General features: G+C 64.2%; 18 protein-coding genes, 1 tRNA gene and 1 pseudogene. 10 read left to right on the forward strand and 10 right to left on the reverse strand.

What is annotated here, in order from left to right; genetic code table 11:
* The 4 genes and pseudogenes from carB to Q8R73_RS09995 all read left to right on the forward strand — a co-directional run.
* Positions 1–2778, forward strand: a pseudogene (gene carB, locus Q8R73_RS09980) (carbamoyl-phosphate synthase large subunit); the annotation flags it as partial.
* A gap of 141 nt (positions 2779–2919) precedes the next feature.
* The gene (gene greA, locus Q8R73_RS09985) at positions 2920–3396 is read left to right on the forward strand and encodes a transcription elongation factor GreA (RefSeq protein ID WP_079538496.1); all 477 of its coding nucleotides are present in this window, start codon (positions 2920–2922) and stop codon (positions 3394–3396) included.
* 196 nt (positions 3397–3592) lie between these two features.
* Positions 3593–3988 (forward strand): DoxX family protein, encoded by a 396-nt coding sequence (locus tag Q8R73_RS09990; protein WP_305719382.1) that lies wholly within the window; start codon positions 3593–3595, stop codon positions 3986–3988.
* A gap of 11 nt (positions 3989–3999) precedes the next feature.
* On the forward strand, positions 4000–4413 hold the full coding sequence (locus Q8R73_RS09995; RefSeq protein ID WP_371126071.1) for a DoxX family protein: 414 nt from the start codon (positions 4000–4002) through the stop codon (positions 4411–4413).
* A gap of 108 nt (positions 4414–4521) precedes the next feature.
* On the opposite strand, the gene Q8R73_RS10000 is transcribed toward Q8R73_RS09995, so the two are convergent.
* Entirely contained in the window at positions 4522–5001 is a 480-nt protein-coding gene (locus Q8R73_RS10000) for an Lrp/AsnC family transcriptional regulator (protein WP_305719384.1), read from the reverse strand.
* Positions 5002–5265: 264 nt separating this feature from the next.
* Here Q8R73_RS10000 and trxB point away from each other — a divergent pair, with 264 nt between their 5' ends.
* The 5 genes from trxB (at position 5266) to Q8R73_RS10025 (ending at position 9117) form a co-directional block, all read left to right on the forward strand.
* Complete coding sequence (gene trxB / locus Q8R73_RS10005; RefSeq protein WP_305719385.1) at positions 5266–6231, forward strand: thioredoxin-disulfide reductase; 966 nt, start codon at positions 5266–5268, stop codon at positions 6229–6231.
* 38 nt (positions 6232–6269) lie between these two features.
* Positions 6270–7163 (forward strand): LysR family transcriptional regulator, encoded by an 894-nt coding sequence (locus Q8R73_RS10010; RefSeq protein ID WP_305719397.1) that lies wholly within the window; start codon positions 6270–6272, stop codon positions 7161–7163.
* Between the two features lie 477 nt (positions 7164–7640).
* Positions 7641–8558, forward strand: coding sequence for a 4-hydroxy-tetrahydrodipicolinate synthase (gene dapA / locus Q8R73_RS10015; protein WP_305719386.1), 918 nt, complete (start codon positions 7641–7643; stop codon positions 8556–8558).
* 137 nt (positions 8559–8695) lie between these two features.
* Positions 8696–8845, forward strand: a complete 150-nt coding sequence (locus Q8R73_RS10020; RefSeq protein ID WP_305719387.1) for a hypothetical protein — start codon at positions 8696–8698, stop codon at positions 8843–8845.
* A gap of 137 nt (positions 8846–8982) precedes the next feature.
* Positions 8983–9117: a hypothetical protein gene (locus tag Q8R73_RS10025; RefSeq protein ID WP_305719388.1), complete on the forward strand. Its 135-nt coding sequence runs from the start codon at positions 8983–8985 to the stop codon at positions 9115–9117.
* Positions 9118–9230: 113 nt separating this feature from the next.
* Here Q8R73_RS10025 and Q8R73_RS10030 read toward each other — a convergent pair whose 3' ends face one another.
* The 6 genes from Q8R73_RS10030 to Q8R73_RS10055 form a co-directional block, all read right to left on the reverse strand.
* Entirely contained in the window at positions 9231–9914 is a 684-nt protein-coding gene (locus Q8R73_RS10030) for a ParA family protein (RefSeq protein ID WP_305719389.1), read from the reverse strand.
* A 177-nt stretch (positions 9915–10091) separates the two neighbouring features.
* Positions 10092–10424 carry a hypothetical protein gene (locus Q8R73_RS10035; RefSeq protein ID WP_305719390.1) on the reverse strand — a complete coding sequence of 111 codons (333 nt, stop codon included), beginning with the start codon at positions 10422–10424 and terminating at the stop codon, positions 10092–10094.
* A 175-nt stretch (positions 10425–10599) separates the two neighbouring features.
* A complete protein-coding gene (locus tag Q8R73_RS10040) occupies positions 10600–10959 on the reverse strand; it encodes a hypothetical protein (protein WP_305719391.1) in 360 nt (119 codons plus the stop codon).
* Between the two features lie 95 nt (positions 10960–11054).
* Positions 11055–11131: transfer RNA gene (locus tag Q8R73_RS10045), tRNA-His, on the reverse strand.
* A 211-nt stretch (positions 11132–11342) separates the two neighbouring features.
* Complete coding sequence (locus Q8R73_RS10050; protein ID WP_305719392.1) at positions 11343–11774, reverse strand: phasin; 432 nt, start codon at positions 11772–11774, stop codon at positions 11343–11345.
* A 247-nt stretch (positions 11775–12021) separates the two neighbouring features.
* Complete coding sequence (locus Q8R73_RS10055; RefSeq protein WP_305719393.1) at positions 12022–12405, reverse strand: phasin family protein; 384 nt, start codon at positions 12403–12405, stop codon at positions 12022–12024.
* Positions 12406–12738: 333 nt separating this feature from the next.
* Between Q8R73_RS10055 and Q8R73_RS10060 the strand changes: the two genes are divergently transcribed.
* Complete coding sequence (locus Q8R73_RS10060) at positions 12739–16218, forward strand: PAS domain-containing protein (protein WP_305719398.1); 3480 nt, start codon at positions 12739–12741, stop codon at positions 16216–16218.
* A 28-nt stretch (positions 16219–16246) separates the two neighbouring features.
* Here Q8R73_RS10060 and Q8R73_RS10065 read toward each other — a convergent pair whose 3' ends face one another.
* The 3 genes from Q8R73_RS10065 to Q8R73_RS10075 form a co-directional block, all read right to left on the reverse strand.
* Positions 16247–16621 (reverse strand): response regulator, encoded by a 375-nt coding sequence (locus Q8R73_RS10065; RefSeq protein ID WP_305719394.1) that lies wholly within the window; start codon positions 16619–16621, stop codon positions 16247–16249.
* A gap of 11 nt (positions 16622–16632) precedes the next feature.
* On the reverse strand, positions 16633–18312 hold the full coding sequence (locus tag Q8R73_RS10070; RefSeq protein WP_305719395.1) for a GAF domain-containing protein: 1680 nt from the start codon (positions 18310–18312) through the stop codon (positions 16633–16635).
* Positions 18309–20226: methyl-accepting chemotaxis protein (locus Q8R73_RS10075; RefSeq protein WP_305719396.1), on the reverse strand; the 1918-nt coding region annotated here is incomplete at its 5' end. The genes Q8R73_RS10075 and Q8R73_RS10070, both read right to left, overlap by 4 nt.

The following is a 20226-nucleotide window of genomic DNA, read 5'->3' on the forward strand; positions in this document are numbered from 1 at the left end:
GGCATCGCCTACAACCCGGAAGAGTTTGAAGAGATCTGCTAGCGCGGCCTGGAAGCCTCGCCGACCAACGAGCTCTTGATTGAAGAATCGCTGCTCGGCTGGAAAGAGTACGAGATGGAAGTCGTCCGCGACAAGGCCGACAACTGCATCATCGTCTGCTCGATTGAAAACCTGGACCCCATGGGTGTGCACACCGGCGACTCGATCACCGTGGCGCCGGCCCAGACCCTGACCGACAAGGAATACCAGATCCTGCGCAATGCGAGTCTGGCCGTGCTGCGCGAGATCGGTGTGGACACCGGTGGTTCCAACGTGCAGTTCTCGATCAACCCGGTTGACGGCCGCATGGTGGTGATCGAGATGAATCCGCGGGTGTCGCGCTCCTCGGCACTCGCCTCGAAGGCCACCGGCTTTCCGATCGCCAAAGTCGCCGCCAAGCTCGCGGTCGGCTACACCCTGGACGAGATCGCCAACGACATCACCGGCGGTGCGACGCCGGCCTCGTTCGAGCCGACGATCGATTACGTCGTCGTCAAGATTCCGCGCTTCGCCTTCGAGAAGTTTCCCGGCGCCTCCACCACGCTGACGACCTCGATGAAGTCGGTCGGCGAAGTGATGGCGATCGGCCGCACCTTCCAGGAGAGCCTGCAGAAGGCGCTGCGCGGCCTCGAGACCGGATTGACCGGACTTGACGAAATCGAGATCGAGGGTCTCGGCCGCAGCGACGACAAGAATGCGATCCGCGCCGCGCTGGGCACGCCGACGCCGGACCGCCTGCTGCAGGTGGCGCAGGCGATGCGGCTCGGCTGGAGCAACGAGGAGATTTTCACCTCGTGCAAGATCGATCCGTGGTTCCTCGCGGAGATGCGCGGCATCGTCGAGATGGAAAGCAAGATCAAGCGGAGCGGCCTGCCCGCGCATGCGTTCGGCATGCGGAGCCTGAAGGCGATGGGCTTTTCGGACGCGCGGCTCGCGGTGCTAACAGGGGCCACCGAGGCCGCGGTGACAGCGCAGCGCCAGGCACTCGGGGTTCGCCCGGTGTTCAAGCGCATCGATACCTGCGCCGCCGAGTTTGCGTCGCCCACCGCCTATATGTATTCGACCTACGAGGCGCCGTTCGCCGGCGCGATGGCCGACGAGAGCGCGCCGACCGACGCGAAGAAGGTCATCATCCTCGGCGGCGGACCGAACCGGATCGGCCAGGGTATCGAATTCGATTACTGCTGCTGCCACGCCTGCTTCGCGCTGCACGACGCCGGCTATGAGACCATCATGATCAACTGCAACCCGGAAACGGTGTCGACCGACTACGACACCGCGGACCGGCTGTATTTCGAACCGCTGACCGCCGAGGATGTGCTGGAGATCATCGCCACCGAACGCAGCAACGGCACGCTGCACGGTGTGATCGTGCAGTTCGGCGGCCAGACCCCGCTGAAGCTGGCGCGCGCGCTGGAGGCCGCCGATGTGCCGATCCTCGGCACCTCGCCCGACGCCATCGACCTCGCCGAGGACCGTGACCGCTTCAAGCGCGTGCTCGACAAGCTCCGGCTGAAGCAGCCGAAGAACGGCATCGCCTATTCGGTCGAGCAGGCGCGGCTGGTGGCGGCCGATCTCGGCCTGCCGCTGGTGGTGCGCCCGTCCTATGTGCTCGGCGGCCGCGCCATGCAGATCATTCGGGAGGAGAACCAGCTCAGCGACTATCTGCTCGGCACCCTGCCGGAGCTGGTGCCCGGCGACGTCAAGGCGCGCTATCCCAACGACAAGACCGGCCAGATCAACACCGTGCTCGGCACCAATCCGCTGTTGTTCGACCGCTATCTGTCCGACGCCATCGAGATCGACGTCGACTGCCTGTGCGACGGCAAGGACACCTTCATCGTCGGCATCATGGAGCATATCGAGGAAGCCGGCATCCACTCCGGCGACTCCGCCTGCTCGCTGCCGCCGCATTCGCTCGACGCGGCGATGATCGCGGAGCTGGAGCGGCAGACCCGCGAACTCGCGCTCGGCCTCGACGTGGTCGGGCTGATGAACGTGCAATACGCCATCAAGGACGGCGACATCTACGTGCTCGAGGTCAATCCGCGGGCTTCCCGCACCGTGCCGTTCGTCGCCAAGGTGATGGGCATGCCGGTGGCGAAGATCGCGGCGCGAATCATGGCCGGCGAGAAGCTCGCGGATTTCAATCTGAAGAAGCGCAGGCTCGACCATGTCGGCGTCAAGGAATCGGTATTCCCGTTCGCACGCTTCCCCGGCGTCGATACCGTGCTCGGTCCGGAGATGCGATCGACCGGCGAGGTGATGGGGATCGACCGCTCGTTCGAGGTGGCGTTCGCCAAGAGCCAGCTCGGCGGCGGAACCCGGGTGCCGCGCAAGGGCACGGTGTTCGTCTCGGTCCGAGAAATCGACAAGATCAGGATCCTGGAGGCGGTGCGGCTGCTGTATTCGCTCGGCTTCAAGGTGATGGCGACCTCGGGCACCCAGCGTTTTCTCACCGACAGCGGGGTACCGACCGAAAAGGTGAACAAGGTGCTGGAAGGACGGCCGCATATCGTCGACGCCATCATGAACGGCGACATCCAGCTGGTCTTCAATACCACCGAAGGGCCGCAGGCGCTGGCCGACAGCCGGTCGTTGCGGCGCGCTGCCCTCTTGCATAAAGTGCCATATTACACCACTCTTTCGGGTGCCGTGGCAGCCGCGCAGGGTATCCGCGCCTATCTGGGCGGGGACCTTGAGGTCCGCACGCTGCAGAGTTACTTTTCCGAAACCTGATCCTTTGACCGGGCGCCCGCGCCCGGCAACGGATCGGTAATGAATCCGGCATGACTGGAACTCGCCAGTCATGAGCGTGTTCTGTTTCGGCGTTTGTGCGGGCCGCGGAGTGGCCCGCGCGAAGTTGAAGGACGAAGAGCTATGATGGAAAAGGTTCCGATGACCGCGGGCGGCTACGCCGCCCTCGAAGTCGAATTGAAGCAGCGCCAGTCGGTGGACCGTCCGCGGATCATCGAGCACATCGCGGAGGCGCGCTCGCATGGCGACCTTTCGGAGAACGCCGAGTATCACGCCGCGAAGGAAGAGCAGTCGCACAATGAGGGCCGCATCGCCGAGCTCGAGGACAAGCTCGCGCGCGCCGATATCATCGACATCTCGAAACTGTCCGGCGACACCATCAAGTTCGGCGCGACCGTCACGCTGGTCGACGAGGACACCGACAAGAAGGCGGTGTGGCAGATCGTCGGGGAGCCGGAGGCCGACGCCAAGAAGGGCCGCATCTCCATCACCTCGCCGCTGGCGCGCGCGCTGATCGGCAAGAAGAAGGGCGCGTCGGTGGAAGTCGTCGCCCCCGGCGGCGCCAAGGCCTACGAGATCACCAAGGTCGAGTGGCGCTGATCGCGCAAGCGCCAATTGGTATTTGACGGCAGCATGAAACAGGCCGGGATTATCCCGGCCTTTTTCATTGCCAGGCCGGTGACACAATTCCCCGTGAGCAATTGCGATACGCGCGGGATTCCCGCGGCATCATGCTTTCCCTCGCAGCCGCGACACGATACCAATTGGGCGCTTGGGACTTTAGGGGGATAAATTCATGACTGAAGCACTCGCGGCATGGGCGCCGCGCGCGTTGAGCCTGCTGCGCATCATCACAGGCTTGCTGATCATCCAGCATGGCATGGGGAAAATCATCGGCTTTCCGGTGGTCCCGATGTACGCCACCGTCAAGCCGCTGTCGCTGATCGGCGCGGCCGGCTTCCTCGAACTGATCGGCGGCGCGCTGCTGATCATCGGGCTGTGGACGCGGCCGGTAGCCTTTGTCCTCGCCGGCCTGATGGCGTTCGCCTATTTCATCGGCCACTTCCCCAAGGGTTTTCATCCGCTGATCAACGGCGGCACGCTGGCGGCGCTGTACTGCTTCACCTGCCTCTATCTGTCGACGGCAGGCGCGGGACCGTGGAGCGTCGATGCTTCGATGAAAAAGGCTTGAGGGGGATGACCATGGACAAGTTCAACAGGACGCTTGCCGGCTATGAACCGATGGTTCTCAGCATCTTCCGCATCGCGACGGGATTGCTGTTATTTCAGTACGGCGTCGCCAAAATCCTGAAATTTCCGGTGCTGCCCTATTTCGCCAGCCTTTCACCGCTGATCACCGTCGCCGGCCTGATCGAAATGATCGGCGGCGCCCTGCTGATCGCGGGGCTGTTCACGCGGCCGGTGGCGTTCATCCTGTCGGGCCAGATGGCATTCGCCTACTTCATCGGACACATGTTCAAGGGCGCAACCCCGGCGTTCATCCCGCTGTTGAACGGGGGCAACGCATCCATCCTGTTCTGCTTCGCCTGCCTCTATCTCGCCTGCGCCGGCGGCGGGCCGTGGAGCGTGGACGCAATGATGCGCGGCAAACGCTGAGGCGCGTCGCGTAACGATACAGGTCATTCCGGGACGCGTCGAAGACGCGACCCCGGAATCTCGGGGTTCCGGGTTCTTGCTTCGCACGCCCTGGAACGACTCGTAGCGTCAGCCCGGCGTCTTCAATTCCAGCGGCACCGCCGCCTCGTATTTCGAATTGTGCAGCACCAGCGAGGTCCGGACATTGCGGACATGCGGCGCCGCGGTCAGGTGGGTGACGAAATCCTGAAACGTCGACATGTCGGGCGCGACGCATTTCAGGATGAAATCGACCTCGCCCGACAGCATCCAGCATTCCCGCACCAGCGGCTCGGCGCGCACGAACTCCTCGAAGGCGCGCAGGTCTGCATCGGTCTGGCTGGACAGGTGCACCGACGCGAACACCGTGACGTCGAAACCGAGCCGGCGCGGATCCAGCAGGCCGCGATAACCCTGGATATAGCCGCCTTCCTCGAGCGTGCGGACCCGGCGCAGGCAGGGCGGCGGCGAAATGCCGACGCGCTTGGCCAGTTCGACATTGGTGATTCGGCCGTCGGCCTGGATTTCGGCGAGGATTTTGAGGTCGATCTCGTCAAGATTCTTCGACACGCGGGTCCGGGTCCTGGCTGAGCGGCGGGCGGGGATAGCAAGGCAACACTCTTAGCCCAGCTTGCATGCCTTGCGCAATTTTATTGCGCGTGCGGTGCGTCAATCTTCACCTTATGGGGAAATTTCGCGGATATGGATTGCAATTCTTGCATAGCTTGCCAGATGCCCTATCTTGGATTTGACACCTTCAGCGTCGGCGCGACGTCTTTCCAGGCACATTCGGCTCGATCGCTGGCCAAATTCCCTTAAGAGTGGACCCTTCCTATGCCTGCCCCCATCCATGCCAAGGTCGTCATCATCGGGTCCGGTCCGGCCGGCTACACTGCGGCGATCTACGCCGCGCGCGCCATGCTCGAACCGGTACTGATCCAGGGCATGCAGCCCGGCGGCCAGCTCACCATCACCACCGACGTGGAGAACTATCCGGGTTTTGCCGATGTGATCCAGGGGCCGTGGCTGATGGAGCAGATGGAAAAGCAGGCGGCCCATGTCGGCACCAAAATGGTCACCGATCTCGTCACCAAGCTCGAAACGGGCGAACGGCCGTTCCGGCTGACCTGCGACAGCGGCGACGTCTATCTCGCCGAGACCGTCATCCTCGCCACCGGCGCGCAGGCGCGCTGGCTCGGCATCCCGTCGGAAGAGAAATTCAAGGGTTTTGGCGTTTCGGCCTGTGCGACCTGCGACGGATTTTTCTACCGCGGCAAGGAAGTCATCGTGGTCGGCGGCGGCAACACCGCGGTCGAGGAGGCGCTGTTCCTCACCAACTTCGCATCGCAAGTGACGGTCGTGCACCGTCGCGATCATTTCCGCGCCGAGCGCATCCTGCAGGATCGCCTGTTCAAGCACCCCAAAATCAAGGTGGTGTGGGACAGCGCCATCGACGAGATCTGCGGCACCGAGAACCCGGGCAAGGTCACCCATGTCCGGCTCCGGAACGTCAAGAACGGCGCGCTCACCGAGCTTGCGGCCGACGGCGTCTTCATTGCGATCGGACATGCGCCGGCGACCGAACTGGTGCTCGGCCAGATCAAGCTGAAGCCTTCGGGGTATGTCGAGGTGGCGCCGAACTCGACCGCGACCTCGGTGCCCGGCCTGTTCGCCGCCGGCGACGTCGCCGACGAAACCTGGCGGCAGGCGGTCACCGCCGCCGGCCTCGGCTGCATGGCCGCACTCGAGGCCGAACGCTTTCTCGCAGCGCGCGCCAGCGACCGCGCGGCGGCGGAATAACCATGCCAAGATCTCGAACCCGCGACGGATTTACCGATATGGATTGGGACAAGCTGAAGGTGTTTCACGCGGCGGCGGAAGCGGGCAGCTTCACGCATGCCGGCGAGCAGCTCGGGCTGTCGCAATCGGCGGTGTCACGGCAGGTCAGCGCGCTGGAGCAGGAGCTCTCGGTGTCGCTGTTCCATCGCCATGCGCGCGGCCTGATCCTCACCGAGCAGGGCGATCTGCTGTTTCGCACCGCCCATGACGTGTTCATGCAGCTGCAGGCGGCGCGCGCCAAGCTCACCGACAGCCGCGAGCGCCCGAGCGGCGATCTCAAGATCACGACCACTCCCGGCGTCGGCATCAACTGGCTGATTCCGCGGCTCGGCGAATTCACCGCACTTTATCCGGAGATCCGGATCCAGCTGATCGTGACCGACGAGGAACTCGATCTGTCGATGCGCGAGGCCGACGTCGCGATCCGCACCCGCAAGCCGACGCAGCCGGACCTGATCCAGCGCAAGCTGTTCGCGATGGGTTTCCACGCCTACTGCTCGCCGGAATACATCAAGCACTTCGGCACGCCACGCACGCTCGACGAGCTCGATGCGCATCGCATCATCACGCTCGCCGACGGCCTGGTGGCGCCGCACCTGCAGAACCGCAACTGGCTGGTCGAGGCCGGCCGCAACGGTTCCGGTCCGCGCGAGGTGTATTTCAAGGTCAACAACATCCTCGGCCTGGTGCGCGCCTGCCAGCAGGGCCTCGGCATCGCGGCGTTGCCGGACTATCTGGTCGAGGAGAACAACCGCCTGGTGCAGCTGTTCGGCGAGTCGGATTCGATCCAGCTCGATACTTATTTTGTGTATCCGGAAGAGTTGAAGTCGGTGGCGCGGGTGCAGGTGTTCCGCGACTTCGTGGTCAGCAAGGCGCAGCGCTGGCCGTCATAGTCTGCGGGGTTCTTGCGAACCCCCGGTCTCCGCATGACTGACATGCGACTTGGACGGTTGCTGCGAGGCGCCAACGCGGATCATAATGTCTTCACGCTGAGCTTTCGTGTTGCGCATTTGTCCCCCTCCTCCAGTGGCGCGAGCGTTCAGTAATCCCTCTTGGAAGGTGATTGTGTCGGCCTCACGTGGCCAATACCTTAAGCCGGGCTCGTTCGAGCCCGGCTTTTTTTTCGACAGGCTTGCTGCGACGTGCGCGCACACCCGCAGTTCTCGGCGTTGACAGTTTCGCCGCTGCCGATCATCATCCGCTGATGATCACGATTTCGTGCATGCAGTCGCTGTCGAAAAAAGGCCCCCTTCCGGGGACTGGAGATCGACGCGCGCGATAGACTTCACGCTCACACGATCCTCAAAACCCCGCCGTCTGGACGGGGTTTTTTGTTGTCCCGTCTCCGGCTCACCCCAGGGAGATGGACCATGACTGACCTTCGATCACAATTGCAGGGCCTGTGGCTGCCCCTCGTCACGCCGTTCCGCGATGGCGAGCTTGACCAGGCATCGCTGCGCCGGCTGGCCGGACACTATGCGGCCGGACCGGTCGACGGATTGATCCTCGCGGCCACCTCGGGCGAAGGCATGACGCTCGGCATGGCGGATCTGGAGCGGGTCGTGGCCGTGGTCCGCGACGGCATCGCCGACAGCGGACGGCCGCTGCCGGTCTGCCTCGGGCTGTCGGGCGCCGGCACGTCGAAGATACAGGATGCGCTGGATGAGACGGCCGACTGGCCGATCGACGGCTACCTGATCGCCAGCCCCTATTACACGCGGCCGTCGCAGCGCGGCCTGCTGCAGCACTTCACCGCGCTGGCGGACCATGCGGCGTGGCCGATCGTGCTCTACAACATTCCCTACCGGACTGCGGTCAATCTCGACAACGAGACCCTGCTGCGGCTCGCCGAGCATCGCAACATCGTCGGCCTGAAGGATTGCGGCGCCGACCGCGCGCGCTCGATCGATCTGCTCAGGCAGCGGCCGAAGGGCTTTCGGGTTCTGACCGGCGAGGACGCGCACTATTACGAGGCGCTCTCCGACGGCGCCGATGGCGCCATCCTGCTGTCGGCCCACATCGACACCGCCGGCTTCGCGGCGGTGCTCACGCAGCTGCGGGAAGGCAACCGCGATGCCGCGCTGGCGCGCTGGGAAAGCCTTTCCGAACTCACCAGCCTGTTGTTCGCCGAGCCGAGCCCGGCGCCGGCGAAGTACTGGCTGGCGCGCACCGGGCTGATTGCGCGCGCCGATGTCCGCCTGCCGATGCTGGAAGTCAGCCCGGAGTTGGCGGCGCGGCTGGATGCGGAGATCGCGCGACGAACGGCGGGGTCAAGCTGCGCGGCATAGGCTTGCGCGTTTCCCGCTCGCGAAATCGGCTGGTTAACGTCCGGTGAAATCGGCCGTTCAAATGCCAGGGATTGCGAGGCGCCGTCCTTAGAGTTCAGGGGCTATTGAATCCCGATAACGAAAAACGGGGGAAACCAATGACCACTCAATCCATCACGAATCCCAAATATCCGGTTTGCGCGCGGGCCCGGCGAATGCAGGACCTCTGGCTGGTGTCGTCGTTCGGCCTGTGGGCCGCCATCCTCGGCCTGTCGCCGGTGCTGGCGTTCCGCCTGCTGATGGGCTGAAGCAGCGGCCCCCGGCATGCTCATCGTCGTTAATCGGCGGTAGCACCTGTGGTCAAATGCGAGCGAAATCGCGGCGGGCTTTTTAAAGTTCGAGCGGTAGCAATATCCCCCACAAAAGCAAAAAACGCGGGGGCGTCATGAACACAGAGAACAATACTTTCCCTGAACCTCAGGGCTTTTCCGTCCAGGACATTCTCTGGGCGCTCGGCGTCTGGTCGGTGATCCTGAGCCTGTCACCGGTGATCATTTTCTACATGCTGATGGTGGCGTGAGAATCTTCACCCGCCCCGAAGGGGGAGGGTAACAGCACCCAACGGAAAAACGCGCGGAAACCGCGCGTTCTTTGTCGGACTTGCAGGGCGGCAAAACTCGCAGCGAGGCGGAATTATGCCGCCTGCTGCTTGTGCATCGCGCCGGTCGCGGATCCATTGCCGCGAATAGCCTTCACCGACCGTTCGATCGCAGCCCATAGCCGGCTGATTTCCGCCGCCGCGCGACCCTCGGCATCGTATTCACGCGCGCCTTCGCCATGGCTGAGCGCCATCAGCAGGTCGGCGCGGTTGGTGATCTGCCCGCCCCACACCGGCGCGCGGAATTTGGCCAGCGCTTCGCGCGCGATGGTGACGATCGGGCTCTCCGCCTCGTCCCGGCGTGCCGGTGCGCCATTGATCACGACCGCATAGGGCTTGCGCGCGGCGCGGCAGGTTTGAATGGTTTCCTGCACGGCGTTGACGTCGAACACGCCCGGCCGCGCCGGAATGATCACCATGGTGGCGTTCTTGATGGCATCGTCGACCACGGCCGACAGGTTCGGCGGCGTATCGATGAATACCCATTCGAAGCCGTCGCGCTTGGCGGCGGCCACGATCCCGCTGACGGAATTGACGGCAGTCTTGATCGACGGTTCGTTGGTGCCGCGCAGCTTGTGCCAGAGCGTCAACGATCCCTGCGGATCGGCATCGACGAGCAGACACGGCTTCGTCACCTTGTGGACATGCGCAGCGAGATGGGCGGCAAGGGTACTTTTTCCCGAGCCGCCTTTTCGCGATGCGAAAACAATAACGTTCATACCTTCGCCTCCAGATTGACCCCAGATGACGAAAATGAATCAGCACGCTGATTCGTGAAAGAAAAATTTACCGCCAAACCGACGGAAGCCACTGATTAATCTGCGAAGTAGGCTTTTGAGTCACACCATGCGCCGCAGCAGGGGCGAGAAAATGAATCACTACGCGCTGTAAGCGAATCACTGCGCATTTTTTACGCGCTCACGCTCCGCTTTTGCTCGTTGCCGCGCTTCCCACTTGTGTTCGATCCATCCGAGCGCCCTAGCCATCGGTGTTTGCAGGAAGGGTACATCCTGCGCGAACAAAACAAGTCCGAGCGGCAGCATCCAGAGTCCCAGGACCGGCAAGAAGCTGAAAACGCCTCCGACCATCAGCAGGATCGCCAGCGGAATCCGCACCAGGATCGAGGAGGGCTTGCGCAGCCAGCCGATGAATCTGGCCGGGCCCGGCGGAAGTTTGTCCTGAAACCAGGCAAAATGCCGATCGAGCTCCCGCCTGGAATGTTCACTCACTGCGTCTCTCCTCACCCCGATCTGGAGATGTGCATGATCGGCGGTGCCGCAAGGTCCAGTCTTTTCAGGCCGGGCCGGAGGAACAATCGGCAAGCAGGCGGACGACCGACGCGGCACCGGTATGCAGGCTACTCTTCAACCTCAGGTTCTCGAGAACCGATACTATCTGCGCGCGTCAGGGGCTCTTCGGCTTCGCCGGCTTTTTGGCCGTCTTCGTCCTGGCGCTGACCGGCTTTCGGGTCTGCGCCGGCGTAATGCCGAGCGGCATTCCCGCCCTGACCGGGGCAACCCTCGACGGCTCGGACCGGAAATGCACCCGGCAGCCCGGACTGAGCTGGGATTTGTTCTGGACCATGCAGACCGTGATGCGGTCGACATCGGGGATGTAGGCGCTGCACAGCCGCATCGCATCGGGGGTGCAGGCCTGCTCCTGCTCGGGGCTGTAAGCCTCGCTCGCCGCGGGCCACAGCGACACCGACAACGCGGTCGCGAGCATCAAACCAAACTGAAACCTGCCGGACCGAAGCGCGATCATGAATCCTCCCGAAGAATCTGATGAGCGAATTGTGGGTGAACCGCGGGGGATTGGCAAGCAGAGGGGCAATCCCCCGAGCTCGCGGCCTCTTCTGTTGGTACAGTTGGGTGGGCTCGAACCACCGACCTCCTGTTCCACAGACAGGCGCTCTAACCAACTGAGCTACAACTGCATCCTTGGCGAGCCCTCAAAACGGGGTCGCCGAACGGGGCGGAAACTAGGTGCAACGCCGCCCTTTGGCAAGGCCGCTGGAGGCCCGTAATGGTCGGTCCGCAAGCGATAAAAATTCATGCTTTGCCGGCCTTGCCGGGCAAAAGGCGGCGAGCAAAACATAAAGCCCGGGCTGTCAGCCCGGGCTTTTTTTGGAGTGCGAAACCGGCCTGTCAGGCGGCCGGCTTGAACAGCTTCGACGCGCTGGTCTTGATCGGCTCGGCGGTTTCCGCCGCAACCTTCTGGCTCAGTTCGGCCAGTTCCTTGGTCTGGGCGGTGAAGGTTTCGAACTGCTTCCTGGCGTGCGAGGTCCAGAGCTCCATCGCCTCGGTCGGCGATTTCACGCCGAGCAGTTCCTGGGCGAAGTCGAGGTTCGCGGTGGTGTTGGCCTTCATGATTTCCATCAGCTTGGCGGAGTATTCGCTGACGCCCTTGCTGGCGGTCGTGAACACGGCTTCGACGGTGCCGTTATGGGTCTCGGCGGCATCCTTGAACTTGGCGTAGCTGTCACGGGCCTGCGAGACGCCCTTTTCGGCGAACGCACGCATTTGCTCGGGGACCTCGAACGGGATCACGGAAGCAGAGAAAGGATCGGTATTGGACATGGATTGCATCCTTCGCGTTGGGTGAAAAAAAGTGACCCCTCGCACGTCTCCGGCGCCCACCGGAGAAACGTCGAACTGATCACGCAGAACGGGAATGCCCATTGTCGGGCAACCAACAGATACATGCTTAACATGGCATTTTTGTGCAATGCAACGCGAATTTCGCCGCAACGCCGCATGGCAGATCCCAGCCGAACGCCCGTCCGGCTGAGGAACCCGCCAAAATCGACCTTCAGACGGATATTTGCTAGCTTTTCGACTTGGCGGCATCCATCGCCGCCTTGCTGACGATCTGGCCCATCTCGCTGGCCTGCTCCGCCAGCGACCGCATCTGCGCCTGCACATATTCGGTGTGCAGCCGCATGATTTCGGTCAGGTCCTTGGCGTGCAGCAGGGATTGCGCATAGTCCAGCGAGGCCTGGACGTTCTTTTCGGCATAGGACATTGCCTTGGCGCCGATGTCCTTGGCGCCGGCGGCAACCGCCTCCCGCTTCTCCTCGAGCGTTCCGGCGGTCGCATGCGCGCCGCTCAGAAACTTCTCGAAGGCCTGGCGGGCCTGATCGAAGCTGGCCTCGGCCATCGATCGCATTTCCTTTGGAATCTCGAAAGGATCTCGCCCTTGTTCGCTCATGGTCCCACTCCTGTTCCGGTATCGGAGCTGCCGCCCCGGTTCCCCGTTCACCACGTCAGGATAAACGGCAAATGACCTCGCCGGGATCACGTGGCATCGCCTGTTCCCATCGTGGACATCTGGACGCCGTTTGCAACAGTCCAACACCAGCACCTGGCGGAAGGTTCATCCGGGTTAAGGTTATCTCGGCTTTGCGCGGCCCCGCAGATGCAAACCGTGGACCTGACCTTGCCGGCGGGCGATACTAAGGGTTCGTTAAGGCTGTCATTCTTTGGCCGCCGATGTCTGCGCCTCGTCTTGGCCAACGCCCAACCAGTCAGCCATGTCACCACGATGAACAATGCGGAATTCCAGTTGCGAGGCGTCGGCGATCCCAGGCTGGCGGTGCACGCGACCAGCGCGCTGCCGGTCTGGCTGTGGTCGGTCGACGGCACCCGGATTTGGTGGGCCAATCCGGTGGGGGCAAGGCTGTTCGGCGCCGCCAACGGCGCCTTGCTTGCCGGCAGGATTTTCGGTCCTGCGGACCAGCACCGGCGCCAGGTGGCGCAACTCGCCGGACGGTTGCCGATCACCGGCGCAGTCCGGCTGGAGCGGCTGCGCGGTTTCGGCGCGCCGCCCGGCTCCCTGATGACCTGCGGCTGCGCGCGGCTCGAATTCGCCGACGGCAACCACGGCATCCTGATCGCGGCCGCCGAATCGGCTGGCCGCGCGATGCCGCTGATCGAACGGCTGCAGCGCCTGGTCGAAGGCATCGACTCGCCGATCGCGGCGTTCGCGCGCGACGGCATGTTCGTCGGCGCCAGCGACGCTGCGCGGCCGCTGCTCGGCTTCCGCAATCTCTCCGAGGCCGGCCTCGACGAGGCGCGCAGCCACGCGCTGAGCGAGGGCCGCGTCGAGACGCCGGTCGGCATCGGCCGCATGGTGCTGCAGCGCGTCGGCACCGGCGCGGATGTCGGGCTGGTGGCGCTGATGGCGCCGGCGCCTGCCCCGGAGGCTGCCGCGATATCGCCGGCAGCGAAGACGGTTGCAGCCGCGCCGCCCGAGCCCGTGCAGCAGGTGGCGCCGCCGGCCGACCTGCCGGTCCCTGACTACGAACGGCCGGCGCTATCGGGCGAAGCCCCGGCCGAGTTCGCGCTGATCGACGAATTCACCGAACCTGCCGAGGAGCCGGCCGCCGCGCAAATGTTCGGGGAGCCCCCCGAAGACGATATCGACCTGCAGTCGGTGTTGCAGCTCGACATGCCCCATGCCGAAGCCCAAATCGAGAACCAAGTCGAAAGCCAAGTCGAAAGCCAAATCGAAGATCAAGTCGAAGCTCCGGTCGAAGCTCAGGTCGAACCTCAATTCAAAGCCGTCGCCGTCGAACCGCCACCCTCGGATCAAGCGGCGCCGGCGATGGAGGCTTCCATGTCACCGAAAATCGTCCCCGACCCCGCCGGCGCGCCGTCATGGCTCGACGGGCCAGCCACCGCGCGACATCCGCTGCGCTTCATGTGGCAGATGGATGCCGAAGGCCGCTTCTCGATCGAATCCGATGAATTTACCCGCCTGATCGGCGCCCGCACCGCAGCCGGCCTCGGACAGCGGTGGAACGACTTCGCCGAAGCATTGGGACTCGATCCCGACGGTCGCGTCGCCAAAGCGGTCGCCACCGGCAGCACCTGGAGCGGCATCGCGCTGGATTGGCCGGTCGATGGCGGGGGCCGGTTGCCGGTCGAACTGACGGGACTGCCGGTCTACGATCACACCGGAAAGCTTGCAGGCTATCGGGGCTTTGGGGTTTGCCGCGATCTCGACGGACTGACCCGGCTCGCCGCGCAGCGTCGCAGCGAATTCGTCAGCGCTGCGGCGGAGCCGCCGGCGCAGGCGCTATCCGCCGATATCGTCCAGGCCGGTCCCGCTAGCGACTCGCCCGCCGCGGAGTTAGCCGCCCCGCCCGCCATTGCGTCGTCCAGTATGCCTGAATTGCCAGCGTCGATTGCCGCCCCGACTTCACACCAGACCGATTTGGAAACGACCGTGGAAACCAGCAACGAAGCGCTCAAGAACGTCCTGCCGTTTCGCCCGATCAGCGAGCCGAAATCGCCTGTCCTGACTCCGGTGGAAAACAGTGCCTTCGACGAGATCGCCCGGCAATTGTCGGCGCGGCTCGAGGGCGAGACCAGTGCGGCGGCAACGTCCGATGCATCCGACGCCACCGATGACACCGTCGAACCGTCGGCTGCGCCCGAACCCGCGGCCGACGCGGTTGTCGAAGCGCCGGAATGGCTGACGCAGCCCGAACCGCCGGCGCGCGGCGAGACCCGGCGCGACAGGATGCTGCTCGACCTCGTGCCGGTCGGCGTATTGATCTACCGGCTCGACCGGCTGCTCTATGCCAACCCCGCGTTCCTGACGCGGATCGGCTATGACAGCCTTCACGCCCTCGAAGAGGCCGGCGGCCTCGACGCGCTCTATGTCGAACCCGGCGTCTCCACCGTCTCCAGCACATCCGACACCGGTACGCCGGTGACGATTTCCGCGGGCCTGGATTCGCCGGAACGGGCCTCGTCGCCGCCGACCGAGGCGCGGCTCTACACCATCGCGTGGGACGAGGATCCGGCGCTGGCCTTGGTCTGCTCCGGCGCTGCGGCCGAAGGCGCCGCGATCGCCGCGGCCATCGCGCAGGCGGTCCCCGCAAGCGAGCCCTCGGCCGTCGGCCACGCCAATGCGGAGGAACTCGGCGCCATTCTCGACACCACCGCCGAGGGCATCGTGATGTTCGACGGCGAGGGCAACATCAATTCGTGCAACCGCAGCGCCGAGGCGCTGTTCGGCTATGACGGCGCCGATCTCGTGCAGCGCAACCTCGCCGAGCTGTTTGCGCCGGAAAGCCAGCGCCTGGTGCAGGATTATCTGGAGAGCATCAAGGGCGCCGATCTCGCCAGCCTGCTCGACCACGGCCGCGACGCCCTGGCGCGTGTGCGCGGCGGCGGCATCATCCCGCTGTCGATGACCATGGGGCGGACCCGGCCCGACGGCCCGAATTTCTTCGCGGTGTTTCGCGATCTTTCGCAGGCCCGCAAGAACGAGAGCGAGTTGCAGCAGGCGCGGCGGGTAGCCGAGCGCGCAGCCAACGCCAAGGCCGACATGCTGGCGCGGATCAGCCACGAGGTCCGCACCCCGCTCAACGCCATCATCGGCTTTGCCGAAGTCATGATCGGCGAACGCTTCGGTTCCCTCGGCAACGAACGTTACGTCGAATACATGAAAGACATCCGCGCCTCCGGCGAGCGCGTCATCGCCATCATCAACGACCTGCTCGATCTCTCGCGGATCGAGACCGGCAAGCTCGACCTCGCCTTCGCCAACCAGAACCTCAACGAACTGGTGGAGAGTTGCGTCGCGGTGATGCAGCCGCAGGCCAACCGCGAACGCATCATCATCCGGACCTCGCTGGCGCATGCGCTGCCGCCCGTGATCGCCGACGCCCGCGCGCTGCGCCAGATCGCGCTGAACCTGATCGGCAACTCGATCCATCTCGCCAATGCCGGCGGCCAGGTCATCGTCTCCACGGCGCTGTCGGATTTCGGCGAGGTGGTGTTGCGGGTCCGCGATACCGGACACGGCCTCAACGACAACGAGGTCGCCGCCGCCATGGAGCCGTTCCGAACCCATGCGCCGTCGGATCAGTCCTCCGACGGCTCCGGCGTCAGCCTGTCGCTGACCAAGGCGCTGGTCGAAGCCAACCGCGCGCAATTCCACATCAAGACTGGCCCGCATTCGGGCACGCTGATCGAAGTGGTGTTTTCGCACGCGGTGGCGAAGGCCTGAGCGGCCGTCATCAGCCGAGAGGCCTCGTTTAGGCTGCGACCTTGAGCAGCTTGTCGACTGCGGCAAGCAGTTCGGAATTATCAAACGGCTTTGCCAGTGTCGCGTCCGCCTTGCTGCGCGCCAGCATAAACGCTTCATCAGCGGAAACCTGGCTGCCGCCTCCAGAGATCGCCAGCACCCTCGGCCGGTCCGGCTGTTGTTCCAGGAACAGCAGCACCTCTATGCCATCCAGCTTCGGCATCAGCATATCGGTGATCACCAGGTCGAATCGCTCGCACTTGAGGAGGTGCAGGCCGGCGTCGCCATCATCGGCCTCGGTGACAATGTGCCCTGCGCGCTTCAACACGGCAGAGACGGTGCGGCGCACGCCCTTCATGTCGTCAATCAAGAGAATTTTCGCCATAGTATTTCCTCTTATGTAGCGGGGGTAACGGGGATGTAGAGGGTGAAGGTGCTGCCGACATCAATGGTGCTTTCGACTTCAATGGCGCCATTCCAGTCACGCAGCACCCCATAGACCATCGACAGGCCAAGGCCGGTGCCTTCGCCTATCGGCTTGGTGGTGAAAAACGGTTCAAGAATCTGCGCCTTTGTGACCGCATCCATGCCATGTCCTGTATCGGAGATTCCGACCTTGAAGTATGCCCCGCTCGGAATTCCCAACGGCGACGCCGCGCTTTCGGCGAGGTCGAGACGATCGACCATGACAGATAACGTGCCATTCCCGTCCATGGCATACGCAGCGTTCACCGCGAGATTGGTGAGGAGTTCGACCAGTTCGGCTTCGTTGATGGTTGCGAAACCCGTCAACTCGTTGCTGACGACCTTGTTAACGTGAATTCCCGGAGGAAGCAGTTTACCGGCGAACTTGCATGCGCGATCCAGGGCCGCGGTGAAATGGAGTTGCGTCCGTTCCGGTTTGGTCTTGCGGGAGAACATCAGGATCTTGCGAACGACGCTGCGCATCTGGATGCCACATTCAAGGATCGTCGCAAGGCTCTCCCGGGTCTCCGTCTGCTCGGTCGATCCCTCACCCGGCAGTGAATCCAGTTCCAGCTGACTGAGTCCGATTACAGGCTGCAGCAGATTGTTCAGCTCATGCGCCACGCCGCCGGCCACGCGGCCGAGCGCGGCGAGCTTGTCGTGGGCTTGGTCGGCTGCCTGCCGGCGGTACGCTTCTGCCTCGGCGCGGCGGCGCTCCGTGAGGTCCCGGAGAATCGCGCCGGATGCCTTGTGGCCTTGTGCATCGATCCAGTCGGCGCGCGAGATTTCGATCGGGAACTCGGTACCATCCTTGCGCCGCCCGTTCCCCTCGCTCAAGCGGGTCAGAGCCTCGCGGCCGATATCCAGGTGGTTCGAAATCAGGCCGCTTATTTCCCGGCCCACGCACTCGCCGGGCTCGAGCCCGAACATCGCTTCGGCGGCGCGGTTCAGGCTTGCGACCTGCCCATCGGTATCGGTCGTAATCACCGCATTGCCGGTGGCGTTGAGCAGTGCCTCCAGCCGCGCGCCTTCGCCCTGCAGCGTACGGGCGGCGCGGCGTCCTTCGGCCACTTCCTTGTACAGTTCGCCCAGCGCCGAGCGGACTTCCAGCTCGTGGATCACCTGTTCGGCGAGCGCCGACAGAATGGCCGCGTCGCGTGAATTCAACTGCCTTGGCGCTCGGTCGATCGCGCAGATCGTGCCGAGAGCAAAACCGTCGGGCGTCATCAGGGGCGCGCCGGCGTAGAACCGAATATGCGGATCGCCTGTGACCAGCGGATTGCTGCAAAACCGCGGGTCCTGCTCGGCGTCGGGCACAACCATGATATCGCGGCCGCGAATGGCGTAGTCGCAGAACGCGAGCGCGCGAGGCGTTTCGGGCGCGCCCAGTCCGTATCGGGACTTGAACCATTGCCGCTCCGCGTCGATCAACGAGATCAACGCGATGGGGACATCGAGCAGGAGCGCCGCCAGCCGAACGATGCGATCGAATGCCGGCTCCTGCGGCGTATCGAGGATCTGATAACGATCGAGCGCCGTGCGCCTGTCGAGTTCGGCAGGCGCCGTGGCTTCGGGCAGAGGCGACTTCGATTGCGGCGATGTCGCAATCATGCCGCCGCCGCGAGGCGAGCCATGGCGCCTTCCATGAATGTCAGATGCCCGTGGTTTAGCAGCAATTGGATCTGGCAACCGCCGGCGACGCGGTCAACGAAGCGACCTTGCAGCGGACGATCCAGCAAGTCGATGTGCAACTCCAGCAGGCTTCCCGCAGCGACTTGCAGCGGTCCATCGAACAGCGCCATGCCCGGCGATACCTTCAGCACCCGACCGGCGACGCTTTTCCCGTTAGCCACCGCCGTAGCCGAAAGATTGACATCGAGCACACTCAACTTTCGCTCCTCGCCGAGATCGCGGAGCGAGGTCAGAAAATCCTTCACCTCCGCGCTCAGCGTCGCGGTGTCCGCGGACAGGCTTGACGATGTCCGCTTCACCTCGGCGGCGTTGCCGCTGGTGTCGTCGACCGCGCTGCGCACCTGTCCCATGCTGCGGGTCACGCTGGCTGCATTGGTTGTCACATATTCGATGCTGCGGGCGATCTCCTGGGTCGCCGCGCTCTGCTGCTCGACCGCGGTGGCGATCGCAACGGCGGTTTCGTTGACGCTGCGGACCGTCCCGGAGATGCCCTGGATCGCGTCGGCCGCTCCGTTGGTGGCGGCCTGGATCGAGGCCACCTGGCTGGCAATGTCGCTGGTCGCCTTGGCGGTCTGCTCCGCCAGCGCCTTGACCTCGCCGGCGACGACGGCGAAGCCGCGACCGGCCTCGCCGGCCCGCGCGGCCTCGATCGTGGCGTTTAGCGCCAGCAGATTGGTCTGGCTGGCGATGCTGTTGATCAGCTTCACCACATTGCCGATCTGCTCCGCCGCCTTGCGCAGTTCATCTACCTTGCCGACGACATCCTCGGCCTGCTGCATCGCGACGCTGGAGCCGCGGGCGGATTCGCTGGCCTGACGGCCGATTTCGTCGATCGAAGCCGAGAGCTGCTGTGAAGCCGAGGCCACCGTCTGGATCGCGAGCGACGTCTGTTCGACCTCGCCCAGGACCTGCGTCGCCTGGGCGCCGGTGGTCTGCGCCGCGCTTTCGAGCGACGTCGAGGTCCGCGACATGTCGGCGGATGCACCGGACAGCGATTCGAACGATCCGCTCATGCTGCGACCAAAGAAGCCGATCAACTGGTCGATCTCCTCCTGCCGGATCTGCGAAGCGGCACGGCTGACGGCCTGCGATTGCTCCAGGCGATGCTTCTCGATCGCGTTGTCCTTGAACACCTGCACCGCCTCTGCCATCGTGCCGAGTTCGTCGCGGCGATCGAGCGCAGGAACAAGCGTTTCGTTTTCGCCCCCGGCCAGCGCGGTCATGGCCGACGTCAGCGCTCCGACCGGCCGGGTCACGCCGCGGGCGACCAGGAGCGCCGCCCCAACGACCAGCGCGGCCACCAGGAGAATTTCGCCGGCCAGCCGGAGCGCGTTGCTCCACAGCTCCGCCCGCACGTCGTCGAGGTAAATGCCGGTGCCTATTACCCAGCCCCATGGCGTGAATGCCTTCACGTAGGAAACCTTCTCGACCGGTTTGGCTTCGCCCGGCTTGGGCCAGAGGTAGCCGAAAGAGCCGCTCCCGTTCTTGCGGCCGATGTCGGCCGCTGCGGTAAAAGGCGAGAACCCGTCGGTGAGGACGCGGGCGCCATCGGTGCCGTCAAGGTCGGCCCTGATCGGATGCATGATGACGCGTGCATCCAGATCGTTGATCCAGAAATACTCGGTGCCGCCGTAACGCATCGATTTTATCGCCGCTTTCGCCGCCAGTTGCGCCGCGTCGCGCGAGAGCCGCCCGGCCTTCTCTTCGGCAGCAAAATACTCAATCGTGCCGAAGGCCGTTTCGAGGACATGCTGGGTCTTGGTGGAACGATCCTGCCGCATCTGCCGGCTCGCATCGGATAGCGAGAGGGCCATGATCGCGATCATGCCAACG

It is taken from the genome of Bradyrhizobium sp. (genome assembly GCF_030697065.1).
Lineage (GTDB): Bacteria > Pseudomonadota > Alphaproteobacteria > Rhizobiales > Xanthobacteraceae > Bradyrhizobium.